Here is an 18,093-nt window from a genome sequence, read left to right as displayed (position 1 = left end):
GCGGACCCGGCCCTTTTGCGCCTACGGGGCCTCAGATCACCGTGCCCGGACGGCTGGGCGTTCCCGAACCACCGGCCGACGGGGTGCCCGGCGAGCTGCCCGTGGCGGCCGGGGAGCTGGAGGCGGGGCCGCTGGCCGAGTTGGAGGTGCTCGGGGTGGTGGACCCCGACCCCGAGGGCTGTGGGGTGCCGGTCGACGAGGTCGGCGACGAACTCGACGATGTCGTCGACGTCGGTGGCTTCGACGGCGGCTTCGACGAGGACTTCGACGGGGTCGCGCCCCTCGTACCTGTCGGGTTGTCCGTGGGGGTGTCCGAAGGGTGGCCCGAGGTGCCCGGCGTCGGACCGTCCGTCGTTCCGTCCGTCGCGCCGTGCGTGCCCCTGGCTCCGGGCCCTCTGGACGTCGGGGTGCCGGCCACGCCCGAGCCGCCCCCGCCCTTGTTCGCCTTGTCCGCGCCGAGACTGCCGTCGTTCGCGTCCTGGCTCGCCGAGGGGCCCACACGGACCTTCTGGGACGGGGCGTTGCTGTCGTTGTTCGAGGTCATGCCGAGCGTCACGACGGTGCCGAGCAGGGCGACCAGCGCCGCCCCGGCGCCCGCGGCCACCAGATTGCGCCGGGTGCCCTTCACGACGCTCCGCACGCCACCGGGGCCGTCCACCGCCTGGTGCGTGACCAGCGTCGCCGAGTCACCGGCCGGTACGGCCGGTACGCCCGGCCCGAAGGCGGCCGGCACACCGCGGGGCGGCGACACCGACTCCTCGTGCCGCGCGTCCGGCACCTCCTCGCCCGCCGCCGTGCGCCCGCCGGGCCGCGTCGCTCCGGAGCGGTCGGCGACCAGGGCAAGGGCGCGCCGCCCGGCGACCGTGCCGCGCTTGTCGGAGAGGGCACCGCGCAGCCCGATCGAGGCCTCCAGCTCGGTGCGGGCCCGGTCGAGCCGTCCGCGGCAGAGCGCGAGTATGCCCAACTCATGGTGGAAGTAGGCCTGGTCGCCGACCTCTCCGGCGAGCCGGGCCGCCTCGGCGCCGGAGCGCAGCGCCCGCTCCCAGGCACTCCAATCCAGTCCGGCGGCGAAGGCGGGCGCGGCCTGCCGGGCCAGTTCTACGGCGGCGCTCTGCTCGTCCTCCGCGGGCGGGGCCGTCTCGGGTACCAGGACGCTCAGGGCGGCCAGCACGGCGTCGGCCTCCGCGGAGACCCGCTCCGCGGTGACCGAGGGGTGGCCGGCCCACCAGGCGTAGTGCCGGGCGGCCTTGAGCGCGTAGTCCTGTGCGCCGGTCCCGTACCCGGCGGCCTCCAGCTGGGCCAGCACCCCGGCGGCGAGCCGGTAGCGGGAGCCGACCGGGGAGACCAGGGCGCAACCGGCGAGTTCGGCGAGCGCCGCGTCCGCGTGCGTGTCGTCCACGAGGGCCGGCAGATGCGTCTGATGAGGCACCTCGCCGCCGAGCGCGACCGCGAACTTGAGCGTGTCACGCGCCGACGCGCTGAGCCGGGAGGCCAGCAGCGGGGCGGGCGCGGCGGCCTCGGCGAGCGAGGGCAGCGGCACGTCGTGTCCGTCCCCGGCCTCGAAGGGCGTGTCCGCCGGGGGTTCCTGGAAGACGCCGAAGTCGTCCAAGGCATCGGCGTCGGCGCGCATCCGGTCCCGCTGCCGCAGCAGCGCCCCGGCCTGCATGAAGCGCAGCGGCAGTCCTTCGGACTCGAACCAGAGGTCGCCCGCCCAGTTCGTCTCCTCCTCGGTGAGGTCGCGGCCGACGGCGCGCTCCAGGAGTTCGAGGCCCGCCGCGCGGTCGAGTCCGCTGAGGAAGACCTCTTCCACATGGGAGTCGGCGGAGGGCGCGGGCACGTCGGGGGTGGCCGAGAGCAGGAACGCGCACTCGGGCGTCGCGTCGAGGAGCTCGTCCAGCGCGCTGCCGCCGAACTCCAGGTCGTCGAGGACGACGACGGCGCCGATCTCGCGGACGTACTGGAGCAGTTCGTCCCGTTCCGGGCGGTGGAGGGGTGCGCTGTGCACGGCGGCGAAGAGGTCGTGCAGGAGGTCGCCCGTGGTGCGCCGGTGGCCACAGAGGCGGATCACACCGTCGGGCGCGAGGTCCGCGCAGTCCTCGGCGACGACCTCCAGGAGCGCCGTGCGGCCGGAGCCGGAGGGCCCGGTGAGCCGGACCGAGCGGCCTCGCGCCAGAAGCCGTACGAGGCGCTCGCGCTCCTCCTGGCGCTCGAGGAGCGGCTGTCGCGGCTGCGCGGGCCCCGGCGGCACCGGCGGCCGGCCCGAGCGGTCGAGCTCGGTCCGCTGGGCGGCGGTACGCCTCATGGGCGGTGCGGGCCGTGCCCCGGGCGGGCAGGCCTCTATCTCACTGCCGTCCACGGGGTTGACGGTGAGCAGGAAGTCGCCCGACACGAGTTGGACGGTACGGGCGTGCGCCGGCGCCGGCTGACCGAAGTCCGGTGTCATGGGTTCCCTCGGCGGGCGCTGGCGCGGCGCCTCCAGGGCGCCGTCGTGGCCGTACTCCTCGGGTCCCGGGTTGATCGGGTCCATAGGTCCTAGCCCCCCAAAAGCGTGGTGTGCCTGAGCCCCTCCCGGCCTTGCCGCACACTGCGCTGTCGCTTCTGGTCCGGTGCCCGCTCGAGGGTGACGGGCGGCGGGCAGCCGAACCCTAAACCTTCGCACAGTATCTCTGACAAGCCGGGGTACCGCGCCGCCCGAGACATCACAGTCTCGTGAGGATTGTTCGCGACGCACGTTTCGTCGGTGTTCACTCCCGTGGCCCCGGCCGCCGGGTCACACGCGGGGCAGTGACTCCACCCCGATGCCGCCCTCGATGGCGAGGATCCGGTGCAGCCGGGTGGCGACCAGCAGGCGCTGCATCTGCAGTGGTACGCCGCGCAGCACCAGCCGCCGGCCGCACCGCCCGGCCCTCCGGTGAGCCCCCATGATCACCCCGAGTCCGGTGGCGTCCCAGGAGTCCAGTTCGGACAGGTCGAGCACCAGGTCACCGACTCCGTCGTCGACGGCCGAGTGCAGGACCGTACGGGCGTCCGCCGCGCTGCGGACGTCGAGGCGGCCCCCGACGACCAGCTCGGCGTGGTCGCCCCTGATGTGCATATGCGCTCCCCGAGAGTGCGTCGTTCGTACTCCGTTTGTGGTTGTGCAAGGTCTGACTGCCCCGGAGGCGGTCAGGTTGCCGTCTGTGAGCGAACCGATACCGAATTCACCCCATGGGGTGACACCCCCGAGGCACGAGCGATTCAGTACGTGTAGAAGCCCTGCCCGCTCTTGCGGCCGATGTCACCGGCGTCCACCATCCGGCGCATCAGCTCCGGCGGAGCGAACTTCTCGTCCTGGGACTCGGTGTAGATGTTGCTGGTGGCGTGCAGCAGGATGTCGACGCCCGTGAGGTCGGCCGTGGCCAGTGGGCCCATGGCGTGGCCGAAGCCCAGCTTGCACGCGAGGTCGATGTCCTCGGCGGTGGCCACACCCGACTCGTACAGCTTGGTCGCCTCGACGACGAGTGCCGAGATGAGACGGGTCGTCACAAAACCGGCGACGTCGCGGTTGACGACGATGCAGGTCTTGCCGACGGACTCGGCGAACTCGCGGGCGCGGGCGAGGGTTTCGTCGCTCGTCTTGTAGCCGCGGACGAGCTCGACGAGCTGCATCATGGGCACGGGCGAGAAGAAGTGCACGCCGACGACGCGCTCCGGGTGGTCGGTGGCCGCCGCGATCTTGGTGATCGGGATGGCGGACGTGTTGGACGCGAGCACGGCGTCCTCGCGGACGAGCTTGTCGAGCGTCCGGAAGATCTCGTGCTTGACCTCGAGCTTCTCGAAGACGGCCTCGACCACGACGTCCGCGTCGGCGGCGGCGTCGAGGTCGGTGGTCGCGGTGATGCGGGCGAGCGCCGCCTCGGCGTCGTGCGCCTGAAGCCTGCCCTTGCCCACGAACTTGTCGTACGAGGCCTTGATGGCGTCCGTGCCGCGCGTCAGCGCCTCGTCGGTGACATCCCGCAGGACGACGTCCCAGCCGGCCTGGGCCGATACCTGGGCGATACCGGAACCCATGAGTCCGGCTCCGATGACGGCAAGCTTCCGTGCCACTGTGCGACTCCCCTGACGCGCTGTCCGTGTAGGTCTCTCGGCCGGACCCTAGCGCTCGTGAGGGGCCCTGTGACCGGTTAGTAATGCGCGTCACGTCTCACATGACGGACATCACACCGGCATGCGTCACTCCGCCGCCCGGACGGCGTAGTTGAGCACCTTCTCGCTCAACAGCTCCTCCATCTCGTCGAGAAGCACCAGCACCTCACGTGACACTTCGCCCGGATTGCGCCCGGCCATCATCTCCCGGCCGATGACGGCGACGACGGTCTGGTGGACCCAGTTGATCTGACCGGCGATCAGGGTGGGCAGCGGGTCGCCGACGGACGCGCCGACCTCCTCGCGCAACGTCTCGTCCAGGCTCTCCAGGACCTCCTGGGCGATCCCCCAGAGGCGTGAGCGAAGGGCCGGGGCGTCATGGACGACCCGCATGAAACGGTCATACCCCTCGATCAGTCCCACCCGGGGCGACACCGCCTGGACCTCGTCGCGCAGTTCGCGCAGCACGGCGGCGGCGGCCGACTCGCCGTCCTCCCGCCCGCGCACCCAGCGCGAGAGCCGGTCGACGACCCCCTTGGAGCGGTCGAGGAAGAGATCCTCCTTGGCCGGGAAGTAGTTGTAGACGGTGTTGACGGAGACGTCCGCCGCTTCGGCGATCTCCGCGACGGTCACCGCGTCGAAGCCGCGCTCCAGGAACAGTCCCGTGGCGATGTCCGAGATGTACTGCCGCGTCTGCCGCTTCTTCCGCTCCCTGAGGCCCTCGGTCATGTCCTGATCCTAACTTCGCTGGGCCTCAACTATTTTTGGGGTCATTGAAAAATTTCAGGGACTCTGTTTTTCTGTGGTCATGACCATCATCAGTACGGCCGGTCTGGCCCGTACCTTCCGGACCAGGCGCGGCGAGGTGGAAGCGGTGCGCGGCATCGACCTCACCGTCCGGGAGGGCGAGATCCTCGGATTCCTCGGCCCAAACGGCGCAGGCAAGACGACCACTCTCCGGATGCTCACGACCCTGCTGAAACCCACCGGCGGCGCCGCCACGGTCGCGGGGCGCGACCTCGTCACCGACGCCGAAGGGGTGCGCCGCGTCTGCGGCTACGTCGCCCAGTCCGGCGGCGTCGACCCGCATGTGACGGTGCGGGAGGAACTCGTCACCCAGGGGCGGCTCTACCGCCTGACGAAGGCCCAGGCGGCCGAGCGCGCCGAGGAGTTGGCGCACGAACTGGACCTCGGCGGGCTGCTGGACCGGAAGACGGCCGCGCTCTCCGGCGGCCAGCGCAGGCGCCTCGACATCGCGATGGGACTCACGCACCGACCCCGGGTGCTCTTCCTCGACGAGCCCACCACCGGTCTCGACCCCGGCAGCCGCGCCGGCCTCTGGGACCTCGTACGGCGTCTGCGGGACGAACACGGCACCACCGTCTTCCTCACCACGCACTACCTCGACGAGGCGGACGCGCTCTCCGACCGGCTGGTGATCGTGGACGAGGGAGTCGTGGTCGCGGACGGCACCCCGGGAGCGCTGAAACTCCGGTACGGCGGCTCGATCGACGCGACGCTCCAGGACGCGTTCCTCGCGATCACCGGCCGCGGCCCGGCGCCGGCCGACTCCACCCCCGTAGCCGTATAGGACGTATCGAGATGCTGCTGAACGACACCGCACTGATCTTCGGGCGCTACGCCCGCCAGACCCTCCGCTCCCGGCTCGCGATGCTCTTCGGCGTCCTGATGCCGCTGCTCTATCTCGTCTTCTTCGGCCCGCTGCTCACCGGTCTGCCCCTCGCCTCGCGCGGCAGTTCATGGCAGGTGCTGGTGCCCGGCCTGCTGCTCCAACTCGGGCTGTTCGGCGCCGCGTTCGCCGGGTTCACGATCATCATCGAGAAGAACCTCGGGATCGTGGAGCGGATGCGGGTCACCCCCGTCAGCCGGCTCGCGCTGCTGCTCGGCAGGGTGCTGCGGGACACCGCCGTCTTCGTCTTCCAGTCGGTGCTCCTGGTCCTCGCGGCACTGGTGATGGGCCTGCGGGCGCCGCTTGCGGGGATCCTGATCGGGTTCGTCTTCGTGGCGCTGCTGACCCTCTCGCTCGCCTCGCTGTCGTACGCGCTGGCCATGAAGGTCCACACCCCGCAGGAGTTCGGCCCCGCCATCAACACGATGACCATGCCGTCGATGCTGCTCTCGGGTCTGATGCTGCCGATGTCCCTGGCCCCCGGCTGGCTGGACGTGCTGTCCCACTTCATGCCGCTCCGCTATCTGGTGGACGCGGTGCGGGACGCCTACGTCGGCTCGTACGCCACGGCGCACATGCTGTACGGCGTGCTGGTCGCCGTCGCCGTCGCGGCACTGGCCGTGACGGTGGGCACACGGGTGTTCCGGACGGCCGGGGCCTAACTACGCTGGTCACATGGTCAATCTGACGCGCATCTACACGCGTACCGGCGACAAGGGCACGACGCACCTGGGCGACATGAGCCGGGTGCCGAAGACCGATCTGCGCATCGCCGCGTACGCGGACTCCAACGAGGCGAACGCGGTGATCGGCACCGCGATCGCGCTGGGCGGCCTCGACGAGGAGGTCGTCAAGGTCCTCACCCGTGTGCAGAACGACCTGTTCGACGTGGGCGCGGACCTGTCGACGCCGGTGGTCGAGAACCCGGAGTTCCCCCCGCTGCGGGTCGAGCAGTTCTATGTCGACCGGCTGGAGGCGGACTGCGACCGCTTCCTCGCCGAGTTGGAGAAGCTGCGCTCCTTCATCCTGCCCGGCGGCACGCCCGGCGCGGCCCTGCTGCACCAGGCGTGCACGGTCGTACGGCGGGCCGAGCGCTCGACCTGGGCCGCCCTCGAGGCTCACGGCGAGGTGATGAACCCGCTGACCGCGACCTATCTCAACCGCCTGTCCGACCTGCTGTTCATCCTCGCCCGGTACGCCAACAGGGAGACCGGGGACGTGCTGTGGGTGCCGGGCGGGGAGCGCTGAGGCGCGCTCCCCGGTCCCTCAGCGGCTGCCGTCCTGGGCGGCGTCCCGGTCCGCCGCCGCAGCCGCGGACTCGGCGGCGGACACCTTCTTCTGCATGTCCGCGAGACCGGATCCGGTGGCGGACGATCCCGTCGCGGACGATCCCGTCGCCGACGAGGACGGCGCGGACGAGGACGGCGCGGCGGCCGTGCCGTGGTCGCGTGCGCAGCCCGCGGTGAGCCCCACGAGAAGGGCCACCGCGGGTGCCGCCAAGCGCAGCACCCGCGGGCCCCGCATCAGCTCGCCGCCTTCCCGTTGTCGTGGGCCGCGCACCACGTCTTGACGCCCGCCAGGTCCTTCTGCCGCTGCTGGAGCGTGGGCACCAGCGACTTGCGGAAGGTCAGCCGGTCCTGGAGATACGTGGCGATCTCCGTGTGACCCGCGTTCTTGGCGTTGTCCACGCGCTGCTGGAGCCGGGCGATGGAACCGCGGACGGTCACCGGCCCGTCAAGCCGCTTCAGGGCCCGCTCGATCCGCTCGTCGATCTTCGGCACGCGCTTGCACAGCGACCTCGCCCCGTCACCCTTGGGCGCCGCGTTGGCCGTGGCCGCGGGCGCGGGCGTCGGCGAGTTCTCGGCCAAGGCCGCCCCGGTCCCGCTCACCAGCAGCGCCGCCGTGGCGAGCCCCACCAGCACGGTGCTCCGCCGTCGTCGTACGTACATCTCCTCCTCCGTTCCCGGACGGCCCCGTCGTCCGTCCGACGTCGACGGAGGCTAGGGGCCCTCTTTGTGGGATCTCTGTGACCGGTTTGCCCCGGCTGTTCCGATCAGCCAGTCCCGTCGGTCGGGCAGGGCGCCGCCGGCCCGGGGCAGCCGCACCTCGAAGCGCGCCCCGGCGCCGGCCGGGCCGTCCGCCACCGTGACGCTCCCCCGGTGCAGCGCCGCCTGCTGGGCGACCAGGGTCAGGCCGAGCCCCGAGCCGGCGCTGCCCGGTCCCCGCCGGAACCGCTCGAAGATCCGGCCACGCGCCTCGGCCGGGACGCCGGGGCCGCGGTCGTCCACCGTGATCACGACCTCGTTCCCGGCGCTGCGGACCCCGACCGTCACACACGCCCGTCCCTGTGGGTCCCTTCCGTGCGCCAGCGCGTTGGCGAGCAGATTGTCGAGCAGCAGCCGCAGTCCGGGCTCCCAGCCGTGCACGGTCGGCCCCGGCTCCGCCCGCAGGGTGATCCAGGCGTCCGGATCGCGGCGCCGGGCCTCCGCGACCGCGGCGTCCGCGGCCTCCGCCACGTCCACCGTGCGGAACGCCTCCGCCTCCACCAGGTCTCCGCGTCCCAGCTCGCGCAGCATCACCAGCAGACCGAGAAGGCGGGCGTGCTCATGGCGCAGATCGGTGACGACCTCCGTGCGGTCCGGCTCGGGCAGGCCGGGGTGGGCCACCAGGATGTCGAGGTTGGTGCCCATGCTCATCAGCGGGGTGCGCAGTTCGTGCGAGGCGGCGGCGGAGAAGGAACGGGCCGTCTCCAGGGCCTCGGCGGTGCGGGCGGCCTGTTCGTCGTAGCGCGCGAGGACCGTCCGCAGGGTGGCCGCGAGCTCGTCGACCTCGGTCACACCGGTGGGCTCGTGGCGCAGCCGGGTGGTGCTGGTGCGCGGGTCGAGGCCCGCGGTGCGGCGGCCCAGACGACGCAGCGGTCCGGTGGCACCGGTGGCGATGCCCCAGGCGAGCAGGCCGGACAGGGGCGCCGCGAGCAGGGCGGTCATCACCACGCGCCGCCGGACGAGCTGGAGTTGCGTGCGGTCGGCGGTGTCGGGCTGGAAGACCCAGAGGGTGCCGGAGACGGTGTCTGCCGCGATCGGCCTCGACAGCGCCCGCCAGCTGCGCCCGGCCTGCCGGACGGTGACCGGGCCGGCGGCCCGCGCGGGCAAGGCCACCGAGGCGCTCGGCTGCGGTCCACCGCTGAAGGTCGCGTCCGCCGCGACGACGCGTACGCCGACGTCGAGTGCCGCGCTGTACAGCAGCCTTTCCCTGGTGTCGGCCGCCCGCCGCCGATCGGCGGCCGTGGCGCGCAGCAAGGCGCGGGCGTCCGGGAGCACGGCCGCGGCGCGCCGGCGGAGGTGGTTGTCCTCCTCTCGGTGCAGGTCCCGGGCGACCAGGTTCAGCAGCAGCCAGCCGGAGGCGAGCACGAGGAGCGGGACCGTGAGTCCGACGGCGAGTCCGATGCGGGTGGACAGTCTCATGGCGACTCCTCCGGCGGCCGTACCGCCGCCGCCCTCACGGCGTCTCCCGCAGGACGAAGCCCACCCCGCGGACGGTGTGCACGAGCCGTCTGCCGCCGTCCGCCTCCAGCTTGCGCCGCAGATAGCTGACGAAGGTGTCCACGGCGTCGGTGCGTACGTCGAAGTCGTAGCCCCACACCCGTTCCAGTAGCTGGTCGCGGCTGAGGACGAGGCCCGCGTTGCGGGCGAGCACCTCGAGGAGTTCGAACTCGCGCCGGGTCAGCTCCAGGCGACGGCCGTCGCGCAGGGCGGTGCGGGCCGCCGGGTCGATCACCAGGTCCGCCACCCGCAGCACCTCCCGGTCCGCGGGCGGTCTCCGGCGCAGCAGCGCCTGCAGCCGCAGGACCAGCTCCTGCAGGGCGAACGGTTTGACGAGGTAGTCGTCGCCGCCCGCCTGGAGTCCGGCGATACGGTCGGCGGTCTCGTCGAGCGCGGAGAGCATGAGGACGGGCAGGTCCTGGCCGTCGTCGCGGAGCCGCGTGCACACCTCGATGCCGCTCATACCGGGCATCGACACATCGAGGACGAGCACGTCCGGCGCGGTGTCCCGGATCACCGCGAGTGCCTCGGGGCCGCTCTCGGCGGTGCGGACGCTGAAGCCGCTCAGCCGCAGCCCGCGCTCCAGCGAGCGGCGGATGGCCGCGTCGTCGTCCACGACCAGTACCGCACCGGGGCATATGCCCTCACTCATCCGACCTCCCAGAACCGCTCAACCGCTCGGTCAGCGTACGGCGCTCCCCGGAACGGGCGGCAGCGGCGGGCGCCTTCTTGGGCAGGGGCAGATAGGACAGGGCGATCAGTCCGTGGATCACGAGGATGCGCAGGGCGGCGTACTGCGCGTCGCGAAGGGACGCGGGCGCGCCGACGTACCAGATCGCGACCTGCAGCAGCGCGCAGGCCACGGCCGTCCCCAGCAGCGTACGCAGCCACAGCCGCCCCTCGTGCCGGGCGCGGGCCAGGCCGTGGCGGGGCGGCCCGGGCGGACGCGGGCCGCCGGCCAGACGGTGGGCGGCGTGACCGTCGAGCCACCGGAGCGTGGAGTGGCCGTATGCGACCGTGAAGCCGATGTACAGCGCGGCCAGCCCGTGCTCCCAGCTCGGCTTCGCACCGTTCTTCAGGTCGATCGCCGCCACGGCGAACAGGACGACCTCCAGCAACGGCTCGCACAGCAGCAGCGCCACGCCGGTGCGGCGCATCCGCAGCAGATAACGGACGGCCAGGCCCGCGGCCAGCAGCACCCAGAATCCGGCCTCGCACGCGACGATCAACCCGACGACCACGTCTTGCTCCTCTCGTTCCCCCTTTTCCTCCAAGCTCGTTGACAGCCGGGCCCATCTCGTCGTCGTCGGCGACGAAGTCGCACTGCATCCTTCGATGTAGGCGCAAACCGTCCCACGGCATCAGGTGGCGCATCCGCGCGCCGTGTTGGATGGGGACATGGCCATACGACTCCCCCGACCGCACCGCGACGACCTGCGCATCGCGGTCGGCGGGCTTCTGGGCGGGCTCCTGTTGTGGGCCATCGGACTCGCCTCCCGCGCCGCGGGCGAACCGACCGTCCTGTGGCCGGCGCGCTGGGTGGTGCTGGTGCCGCTCGTCGTGACGGCGGCCTGCGAGCTGCTGCGCCGCACCCGGCCGAAGGCGGGCCTGCTGATCGGCACGGCCGCGGTGGTCGCCGACACGGTGACCCGGGGCAGCCTGGTCACCGTCGTGATGTTCACGGACCTCATGTACGCAGCCGTCCTGTACGGCACTCCTGCCGCCGCCCGGCGTCTGCCCTGGGTCACCGGTCTGCTCACGGTGCTGGGCACAGTCACCCCGCTCGCCCTCTGGCGCGACCCCAAGGGCATGCTGATCGGGGTCGGGTTCGGTGTGGTGGCGCTCGCACCCGCCGTCACCGGCTGGGTCGTCCGCAACCACCGTGACGCGGCGGAGACCGCACGGCTGCGCGCCGAACAGACCACCCTGCTCGCCGAGATGGACCGCGTCCAGGCCGTCGCCGCGGAACGGGCGCGCATGGCACGGGAGTTGCACGACATGGTCGCCAACCATCTGTCGGCGATCGCCATCCACTCCACGGCCGCGCTCTCCCTCGACGACCCGAAGACGTCCCTGGAGGCCCTCGTCGTGATCCGTGAGAACAGCGTGGCGGGGCTCGCCGAGATGCGGCGCCTGATCGGGATCCTGCGCGACGGCGCCGCCGACGAGCAGACAGCCGCGGTTCCGACCCTCGACGGGCTCGGTGCCCTCGTGGAGCAGGCCCGCACGAACGGGCTCGACATCACCCTGGACGCCGAGTACGCAGGGGTCCCCGCGCCGGTGGAGCTGGCCGCGTACCGGATCGTGCAGGAGTCATTGACGAACGCGCTGAAGCACGCCGGTGCCGGCCGGGTCACGGTGACCCTGGGGCAGCGGGACGGGGTCCTCGATGTGCGGGTGACCAGCCCTTACGGCGACCGCGGGGGACCAAGGGCACCCGGCTCCGGCGCGGGGCTCGTCGGGATGCGGGAGCGGACCGCGCTGCTCGGCGGCACGTTCGACGCCGGTCCCGACGGGCCGCTGTGGACCGTATGCGCCGCCCTTCCCGTCCACGAGGCCCGACAGGGAGAGACCAGATGATCCGTGTGCTCGTCGCCGAGGACCAGTCCGCCGTACGCGCCGGACTGGTCCTGATCCTGCGCAGTGCGCCCGATGTCGAGGTGGTCGGGGAGGCCGCGGACGGGGAGCAGGCGGTGGCGCTCGCCCGGGAACTCCGGCCGGACCTGGTGCTGATGGATGTGCAGATGCCGCGTCTGGACGGGGTGTCGGCGACACGGCAGGTCGTCGCCGAGCGGCTCGCCGATGTGCTGGTGCTGACCACGTTCGACCTGGACGAGTATGTGTTCGGGGCGTTGCGGGCGGGTGCCTCCGGGTTTCTGCTGAAGAACACGGAGGCGAAGGACCTGATCGCCGCGGTGCGGACGGTGGCGCGCGGCGAGGGGATGATCGCCCCGGCTGTGACCCGGCGGCTGATCGCGGAGTTCGCCGCCGGGCCCGTGCGGGAGCCGGCCGCAGACCTGTCGGTTCTCGAGCCGCTCACCCGGCGCGAGCGCGAGGTGCTGTCCTGTCTCGGCGAGGGCCTGTCCAACGCCGAGATCGCCGTCCGTCTGACCATGGCGGAGGCCACCGTGAAGACGCACGTCAGCCGTCTGCTGGGCAAGCTGGAGCTGCGCAGCCGGGTCCAAGCAGCCGTCCTGGCTCAGGAGTTGGGGATCTGACCCGGGCAAAGCGGACACTGGTCCAGACCTATTGACCTATGGTCCAGACCTTTCTATTCTCGCGGCACCGTGGGCGTGAAGGCTCAGTCATGCCCCGACATCCCCAATACAGAGGGAGGCGCAGCATGCGCTTCAGACACAGAGCCGCGGCAGGGTTCGCGACCCTGTTGCTCCCGCTCGCCGGGCTCGTCGGCCTCGCGGGCCCCGCCCACGCGGCCGCGTCGGCCACCGCCACCTACGCCAAGACCCAGGACTGGGGCAGCGGCTTCGAAGGCAAGTGGACGGTCACCAACTCCGGTAACACCGCGATCAGTTCCTGGACGATCGCGTGGGACTTCCCCACCGGAACGTCCGTCACCTCCGCCTGGGACGCGGACGTGACGAACTCCGGCACCCACTGGACCGCCCGGAACAAGTCCTACAACGGCACCCTCGCGCCCGGCGCCTCGGTCTCCTTCGGCTTCAACGGATCCGGCTCCGGTGCCCCCTCCAACTGCACACTGAACGGCGGCTCTTGCGACGGCGGCACCACGGTCCCCGGCGACAACCCGCCCTCCGCTCCGGGCACCCCCACTGCGTCCGGCATCACGGACACGTCGGTGAAGCTGTCCTGGACGGCGGCCACCGACGACAAGGGCGTCAAGAACTACGACGTCCTGCGCGACGGCACCAAGGTAGCCACCGTGACGACGACCTCGTACACGGACACCGGTCTGACCGCCGGCACCGACTACTCCTACACCGTGCAGGCCCGTGACACCGCCGACCAGACGGGTCCCGTCAGCGGCGCGGTCACGGTGCACACCACGGGCGGCTCCACCAACCCGCCCCCGCCCCCCGGCTCGGCCGTCAAGCTCGGCTACTTCACCGAGTGGGGCATCTACGGCCGCAACTACAACGTCAAGAACCTTGTGACGTCCGGCTCGGCGGCGAGGATCACCCACATCAACTACGCCTTCGGCAACGTGACCGGCGGCAAGTGCGCGATCGGCGACTCCTACGCCGACTACGACAAGGCGTTCACCGCCGACCAGTCCGTCAGCGGCGTCGCCGACACCTGGGACCAGCCGTTGCGCGGCAACTTCAACCAGCTGCGCGAACTGAAGGCCAAGTACCCGAACCTCAAGGTGCTGTGGTCCTTCGGCGGCTGGACCTGGTCCGGCGGCTTCGCGGACGCCGCCAAGGACCCTGCCGCCTTCGCCCAGTCCTGCTACGACCTGGTGAAGGACTCCCGCTGGGCCGACGTCTTCGACGGCATCGACATCGACTGGGAGTACCCGAACGCCTGCGGTCTGTCCTGTGACACCAGCGGGGCCGCGGCCTTCAGGAACGTGATGGCCGCGCTGCGCGCCAAGTTCGGCTCCGGCGCCCTGGTCACCGCGGCGGTCACCGCCGACGGCTCCTCGGGCGGCAAGATCGAGGCCGCCGACTACGCGGGCGCCTCGAGTTACGTGAACTGGTACAACGTCATGACGTACGACTTCTTCGGCGCCTGGGACGCACAGGGCCCCACCGCTCCGCACTCCCCGCTCACCTCGTACAGCGGCATCCCGAAGGCCGGCTTCACCACCGCCGACGCGATCGCCAAGTACAAGGCGACCGGGGTGCCCGCGAACAAACTGCTGATCGGCATCGGCTTCTACGGCCGCGGCTGGACCGGTGTCACCCAGGACGCCCCGGGCGGCACGGCCACCGGACCCGCGGCGGGCACTTACGAACAGGGCATCGAGGACTACAAGGTGCTCAAGACGTCCTGCCCCGTCACCGGCACCGTCGCGGGCACGGCGTACGCACATTGCGGCAGCAACTGGTGGTCGTACGACACCCCGGCCACCATCGGTACGAAGATGGCGTGGGCGAGGACACAGGGTCTCGGCGGCGCGTTCTTCTGGGAGTTCAGCGGTGACACCAGCAACGGAGAGCTGGTGAGCGCCCTCAGCAACGGGCTGTCGTAAGCCCCCGTGAGGGTTCGGGCGACAGTGGCGCTCCCCCGGGCTTCGTCCGGGGGAGCCATTCCAAGGAGTGGATGTGGCTAGGCCACATTCACTCTTTGTCCGGGTGGGGCCGCTTCGAGCCACGCGAGGAAACCGGTCAGCGCGTCCTCGCTCATGGCGAGTTCCAGGCGTGTGCCCCGGTGCAGACAGGTGAGGATCACCGCGTCGGAGAGCAGCGCCAGCTCCTCCTCGCCCTCGGGCAGGCGCCGGCCCGCCACCTCGATCGCCGAGCGCTCCAGGACGCGGCGAGGCCGCGGGGCGTACGAGAAGACACGGAACCATTCGATGCGGTCGCCGTTGTAGCGGGCGATGCCATAGCCCCAGCCCTTGCCGCTGGTGTCGAGCTCCTCCGGGACGTTCCATCTGAGGCTGCAGTCGAAAGTGCCGCCCGAGCGCTGGATGAGACGGCGCCTGAGGCCGAAGACGAAGAGTCCCGCCACCACGAGTGCCACAACCAATCCGCACGCAGTCAGAGCGAGGACCATCGACACCGACCTCCTCGTCTCCTAGGTAACGGAACGGAAAAAACACCCGCATTTGCCTCAGCCGCGGCTGGATCCGGATTGCTCCGGCCCAGCCGCGGCTGAGTCACGTCATCACACGGGGCGCCGGGATCAGGACCCCGACACCGCACGCAGCCGGACCTCCGCGCGGCGCTCGGCGGAGGCGTCGCCCTCCGCCTTCGCGCGCTCGAGTTCCCGCTCAACGCGCTGGACATCGATCTCGTCCGACAGTTCGGCGATCTCGGCCAGCAGCGACAGCTTGTTGTCCGCGAACGAGATGAAACCGCCGTGCACCGCGGCGACGACCGTTGCACCATCACTCGTACGGATGGTCACCGGGCCCGACTCCAGCACACCGAGCAGCGGCTGGTGACCGGGCATGACGCCGATGTCGCCGGACGTGGTGCGCGCGACGACCAGGGTGGCCTCGCCGGACCAGACCTGGCGGTCGGCGGCGACCAGCTCGACGTGCAGCTCAGCAGCCAAGGGTGGCTCCTCGGGTCACCACCCGGCGGGTCTGCCGGGTGTTGGTCTGAATTCTAGTAGGCGTGAGGAGAGGGGCGGACCGCACCCCACGGGACGAGGCCCGCGGGGTGCTTCTCCACCCCTCTCGCCAAGAGGCAGTACCTGTCACGGGCCCGTTCCGGGTCCGCAGCAGACGGCCGTCAGGAGACGCCCAGCTCCTTGGCGTTCTTCTTCAGGTCCTCGATACCACCGCACATGAAGAACGCCTGCTCCGGGAAGTGGTCGTACTCGCCGTCGATGATCGAGTTGAAGGCCGCGATCGACTCCTCCAGCGGGACGTCCGACCCGTCGACGCCGGTGAACTGCTTGGCGACGTGGGTGTTCTGGGACAGGAAGCGCTCCACACGGCGGGCCCGGTGGACGACGAGCTTGTCCTCCTCGCCGAGCTCGTCGATACCGAGGATCGCGATGATGTCCTGGAGGTCCTTGTACTTCTGCAGGACCGTCTTGACGCGCATGGCGGCGTCGTAGTGGTCCTGCGCGATGTAGCGCGGGTCCAGGATGCGGGACGTGGAGTCCAGCGGGTCCACGGCCGGGTAGATGCCCTTCTCGGAGATCGGACGGGACAGAACCGTCGTCGCGTCGAGGTGGGCGAACGTGGTGGCCGGGGCCGGGTCGGTCAGGTCGTCGGCGGGGACGTAGATCGCCTGCATCGAGGTGATCGAGTGACCGCGGGTCGACGTGATGCGCTCCTGGAGGAGACCCATCTCGTCGGCCAGGTTCGGCTGGTAGCCCACCGCGGACGGCATGCGGCCGAGCAGGGTGGAGACCTCGGAACCGGCCTGGGTGAAGCGGAAGATGTTGTCGATGAAGAACAGCACGTCCTGCTTCTGGACGTCGCGGAAGTACTCGGCCATGGTGAGGCCGGCCAGCGCGACGCGCAGACGGGTGCCCGGGGGCTCGTCCATCTGACCGAAGACCAGCGCGGTCTTGTCGATGACGCCCGAGTCGGTCATCTCCTCGATGAGGTCGTTGCCCTCACGGGTGCGCTCACCGACACCGGCGAACACGGAGACACCGTCGTGGTTGTTGGCGACGCGGTAGATCATCTCCTGGATGAGCACCGTCTTGCCGACGCCGGCGCCGCCGAACAGACCGATCTTGCCACCCTTGACATACGGGGTGAGGAGGTCGATGACCTTGACACCGGTCTCGAACATCTCGGTCTTCGACTCGAGCTCGTCGAAGTTCGGGGCCTTGCGGTGGATCGGCCAGCGCTCACCGTCGTACTTCTCGTCGACGTTCAGCACCTCACCGAGGGTGTTGAACACCTTGCCCTTGGTGAAGTCGCCGACCGGGACGGAGATCGCCGCGCCGGTGTCCGTCACCTGGGCCTGGCGGACCAGACCGTCGGTGGGCTGCATGGAGATGGTGCGGACCACGCCGTCGCCCAGGTGCTGGGCGACCTCCAGGGTCAGCGTCTTCTTCTCGCCCTCGTTCGCCGGGTCGGCGACCTCGACGTGCAGGGCGTTGTAGATGTCCGGCATCGCGTCGACGGGGAACTCCACGTCGACGACCGGGCCGATGACCCGGGCGACGCGGCCCGTGGCAACGGCCGTCTCAACAGTGGTCGTCATTACTTGTCACTCCCCGCGGTCGCGTCGGCCAGAGCGCTGGCGCCACCGACGATCTCGCTGATTTCCTGGGTGATTTCGGCCTGGCGGGCCGCGTTGGCAAGACGGGAGAGCGTGTTGATCAGCTCGCCCGCGTTGTCGGTGGCCGACTTCATCGCGCGGCGTGTGGCGGCGTGCTTGGAAGCGGCCGACTGCAGCAGCGCGTTGTAGATACGGCTCTCGACGTAGCGCGGCAGCAGGGCGTCGAGGACGTCCTCCGCCGACGGCTCGAACTCGTAGAGCGGCAGGATCTCGCCCTTGGCGGGCGTCTCCTCCGCCACCTCTTCGAGGCTGAGCGGCAGCAGACGGGAATCGATCGCCGTCTGCGTCATCATCGAGACGAACTCGGTGTAGACGATGTGGAGTTCGTCCACGCCGCCGCCTGCCGTCGCCGTCTCGATGGCCTCGATCAGCGGTGCCGCGACCTTCTTGGCGTCCGCGTACGTGGGCTCGTCCGTGAAGCCGGTCCACGACTCCGTGATCTTGCGCTCACGGAAGTTGTAGTGGGCCACACCGCGGCGGCCGACGATGTACGTGTCGACCTGCCTGCCCTCGCGCTCCAGCCGCTCGGTCAGCTGCTCCGCCGCCTTGATCGCATTGGAGTTGAAGGCGCCGGCCAGACCGCGGTCGCTCGTCAGGAGCAGCACCGCGGACCGGGTCACCGTCTCGGCCTGCGTGGTCAGCGGGTGCTTGGTGTTCGAGCCGGTGCCGACCGCCGTGACCGCGCGCGTGAGCTCGGTCGCGTACGGCGTGGAGGCCACCACCTTGCGCTGCGCCTTGACGACGCGCGAGGCGGCGATCATCTCCATCGCCTTCGTGATCTTCTTGGTCGCGCTGACGGATCGGATGCGACGCTTGTAGACCCGGAGCTGGGCTCCCATGA

General features: G+C 70.9%; 19 protein-coding genes. 6 read left to right on the top strand and 13 right to left on the bottom strand.

Annotation, left to right across the window (positions count from 1 at the left end; translation table 11 throughout):
- Positions 1–31: 31 nt before the first annotated feature.
- From AAW14_RS27190 to AAW14_RS27175, 4 genes are all read right to left on the bottom strand, one after another.
- On the bottom strand, positions 32–2,527 hold the full coding sequence (locus tag AAW14_RS27190) for an ATP-binding protein (protein WP_265566586.1): 2,496 nt from the start codon (positions 2,525–2,527) through the stop codon (positions 32–34).
- Positions 2,528–2,770: 243 nt separating this feature from the next.
- Complete coding sequence (locus AAW14_RS27185) at positions 2,771–3,094, bottom strand: STAS domain-containing protein (protein ID WP_055625190.1); 324 nt, start codon at positions 3,092–3,094, stop codon at positions 2,771–2,773.
- Between the two features lie 143 nt (positions 3,095–3,237).
- Positions 3,238–4,086, bottom strand: a complete 849-nt coding sequence (locus tag AAW14_RS27180; protein WP_265566585.1) for a 3-hydroxyacyl-CoA dehydrogenase family protein — start codon at positions 4,084–4,086, stop codon at positions 3,238–3,240.
- A 126-nt stretch (positions 4,087–4,212) separates the two neighbouring features.
- On the bottom strand, positions 4,213–4,854 hold the full coding sequence (locus AAW14_RS27175; RefSeq protein WP_265566584.1) for a TetR/AcrR family transcriptional regulator: 642 nt from the start codon (positions 4,852–4,854) through the stop codon (positions 4,213–4,215).
- A gap of 79 nt (positions 4,855–4,933) precedes the next feature.
- Between AAW14_RS27175 and AAW14_RS27170 the strand changes: the two genes are divergently transcribed.
- From AAW14_RS27170 to AAW14_RS27160, 3 genes are read left to right on the top strand one after another with little or no spacing between them, the layout of a single operon-like run.
- A complete protein-coding gene (locus AAW14_RS27170) occupies positions 4,934–5,716 on the top strand; it encodes an ABC transporter ATP-binding protein (RefSeq protein ID WP_265566583.1) in 783 nt (260 codons plus the stop codon).
- 11 nt (positions 5,717–5,727) lie between these two features.
- Entirely contained in the window at positions 5,728–6,477 is a 750-nt protein-coding gene (locus AAW14_RS27165; RefSeq protein WP_265566582.1) for an ABC transporter permease, read from the top strand.
- A 13-nt stretch (positions 6,478–6,490) separates the two neighbouring features.
- Entirely contained in the window at positions 6,491–7,063 is a 573-nt protein-coding gene (locus AAW14_RS27160; protein ID WP_265566581.1) for a cob(I)yrinic acid a,c-diamide adenosyltransferase, read from the top strand.
- Positions 7,064–7,081: 18 nt separating this feature from the next.
- Here the strand turns inward: AAW14_RS27160 and AAW14_RS27155 are convergent, their stop codons facing one another.
- The 5 genes from AAW14_RS27155 to AAW14_RS27135 are packed head-to-tail and all read right to left on the bottom strand — an operon-like array spanning position 7,082 to position 10,598.
- Positions 7,082–7,339 (bottom strand): hypothetical protein, encoded by a 258-nt coding sequence (locus AAW14_RS27155; RefSeq protein WP_265566580.1) that lies wholly within the window; start codon positions 7,337–7,339, stop codon positions 7,082–7,084.
- Positions 7,339–7,764: a hypothetical protein gene (locus tag AAW14_RS27150; RefSeq protein WP_265566579.1), complete on the bottom strand. Its 426-nt coding sequence runs from the start codon at positions 7,762–7,764 to the stop codon at positions 7,339–7,341. Before AAW14_RS27150 ends, AAW14_RS27155 begins: the two co-directional genes overlap by 1 nt.
- 51 nt (positions 7,765–7,815) lie before the next feature.
- Positions 7,816–9,279 carry a sensor histidine kinase gene (locus AAW14_RS27145; RefSeq protein WP_265566578.1) on the bottom strand — a complete coding sequence of 488 codons (1,464 nt, stop codon included), beginning with the start codon at positions 9,277–9,279 and terminating at the stop codon, positions 7,816–7,818.
- A 34-nt stretch (positions 9,280–9,313) separates the two neighbouring features.
- On the bottom strand, positions 9,314–10,009 hold the full coding sequence (locus AAW14_RS27140; RefSeq protein ID WP_265566577.1) for a response regulator transcription factor: 696 nt from the start codon (positions 10,007–10,009) through the stop codon (positions 9,314–9,316).
- The gene (locus tag AAW14_RS27135; protein WP_265566576.1) at positions 10,002–10,598 is read right to left on the bottom strand and encodes a hypothetical protein; all 597 of its coding nucleotides are present in this window, start codon (positions 10,596–10,598) and stop codon (positions 10,002–10,004) included. Before AAW14_RS27135 ends, AAW14_RS27140 begins: the two co-directional genes overlap by 8 nt.
- Before the next feature lie 157 nt (positions 10,599–10,755).
- On the opposite strand from AAW14_RS27135, the gene AAW14_RS27130 reads away from it, so the two are divergent.
- From AAW14_RS27130 to AAW14_RS27120, 3 genes are all read left to right on the top strand, one after another.
- On the top strand, positions 10,756–11,937 hold the full coding sequence (locus AAW14_RS27130; protein ID WP_265566575.1) for a sensor histidine kinase: 1,182 nt from the start codon (positions 10,756–10,758) through the stop codon (positions 11,935–11,937).
- Positions 11,934–12,575: a response regulator gene (locus AAW14_RS27125; RefSeq protein WP_265566574.1), complete on the top strand. Its 642-nt coding sequence runs from the start codon at positions 11,934–11,936 to the stop codon at positions 12,573–12,575. Before AAW14_RS27130 ends, AAW14_RS27125 begins: the two co-directional genes overlap by 4 nt.
- A 125-nt stretch (positions 12,576–12,700) precedes the next feature.
- Positions 12,701–14,530 (top strand): glycoside hydrolase family 18 chitinase, encoded by a 1,830-nt coding sequence (locus tag AAW14_RS27120; RefSeq protein WP_265566573.1) that lies wholly within the window; start codon positions 12,701–12,703, stop codon positions 14,528–14,530.
- A 77-nt stretch (positions 14,531–14,607) separates the two neighbouring features.
- On the opposite strand, the gene AAW14_RS27115 is transcribed toward AAW14_RS27120, so the two are convergent.
- The 4 genes from AAW14_RS27115 to AAW14_RS27100 form a co-directional block, all read right to left on the bottom strand.
- Positions 14,608–15,054, bottom strand: coding sequence for a DUF2550 domain-containing protein (locus AAW14_RS27115; protein WP_265566572.1), 447 nt, complete (start codon positions 15,052–15,054; stop codon positions 14,608–14,610).
- Between the two features lie 129 nt (positions 15,055–15,183).
- A complete protein-coding gene (locus tag AAW14_RS27110) occupies positions 15,184–15,558 on the bottom strand; it encodes a F0F1 ATP synthase subunit epsilon (protein ID WP_265566571.1) in 375 nt (124 codons plus the stop codon).
- Positions 15,559–15,737: 179 nt separating this feature from the next.
- Positions 15,738–17,174, bottom strand: a complete 1,437-nt coding sequence (gene atpD, locus AAW14_RS27105) for a F0F1 ATP synthase subunit beta (RefSeq protein WP_265566570.1) — start codon at positions 17,172–17,174, stop codon at positions 15,738–15,740.
- Entirely contained in the window at positions 17,174–18,091 is a 918-nt protein-coding gene (locus tag AAW14_RS27100; RefSeq protein WP_265566569.1) for a F0F1 ATP synthase subunit gamma, read from the bottom strand. Before AAW14_RS27100 ends, atpD begins: the two co-directional genes overlap by 1 nt.
- Positions 18,092–18,093 lie beyond the last annotated feature (2 nt).

The organism is Streptomyces hygroscopicus, from assembly GCF_026168105.1.
GTDB lineage: Bacteria > Actinomycetota > Actinomycetes > Streptomycetales > Streptomycetaceae > Streptomyces > Streptomyces hygroscopicus_D.
Note: the sequence above shows the minus strand (reverse complement) of the source record. Positions and strands in the feature narration are given on the sequence as shown.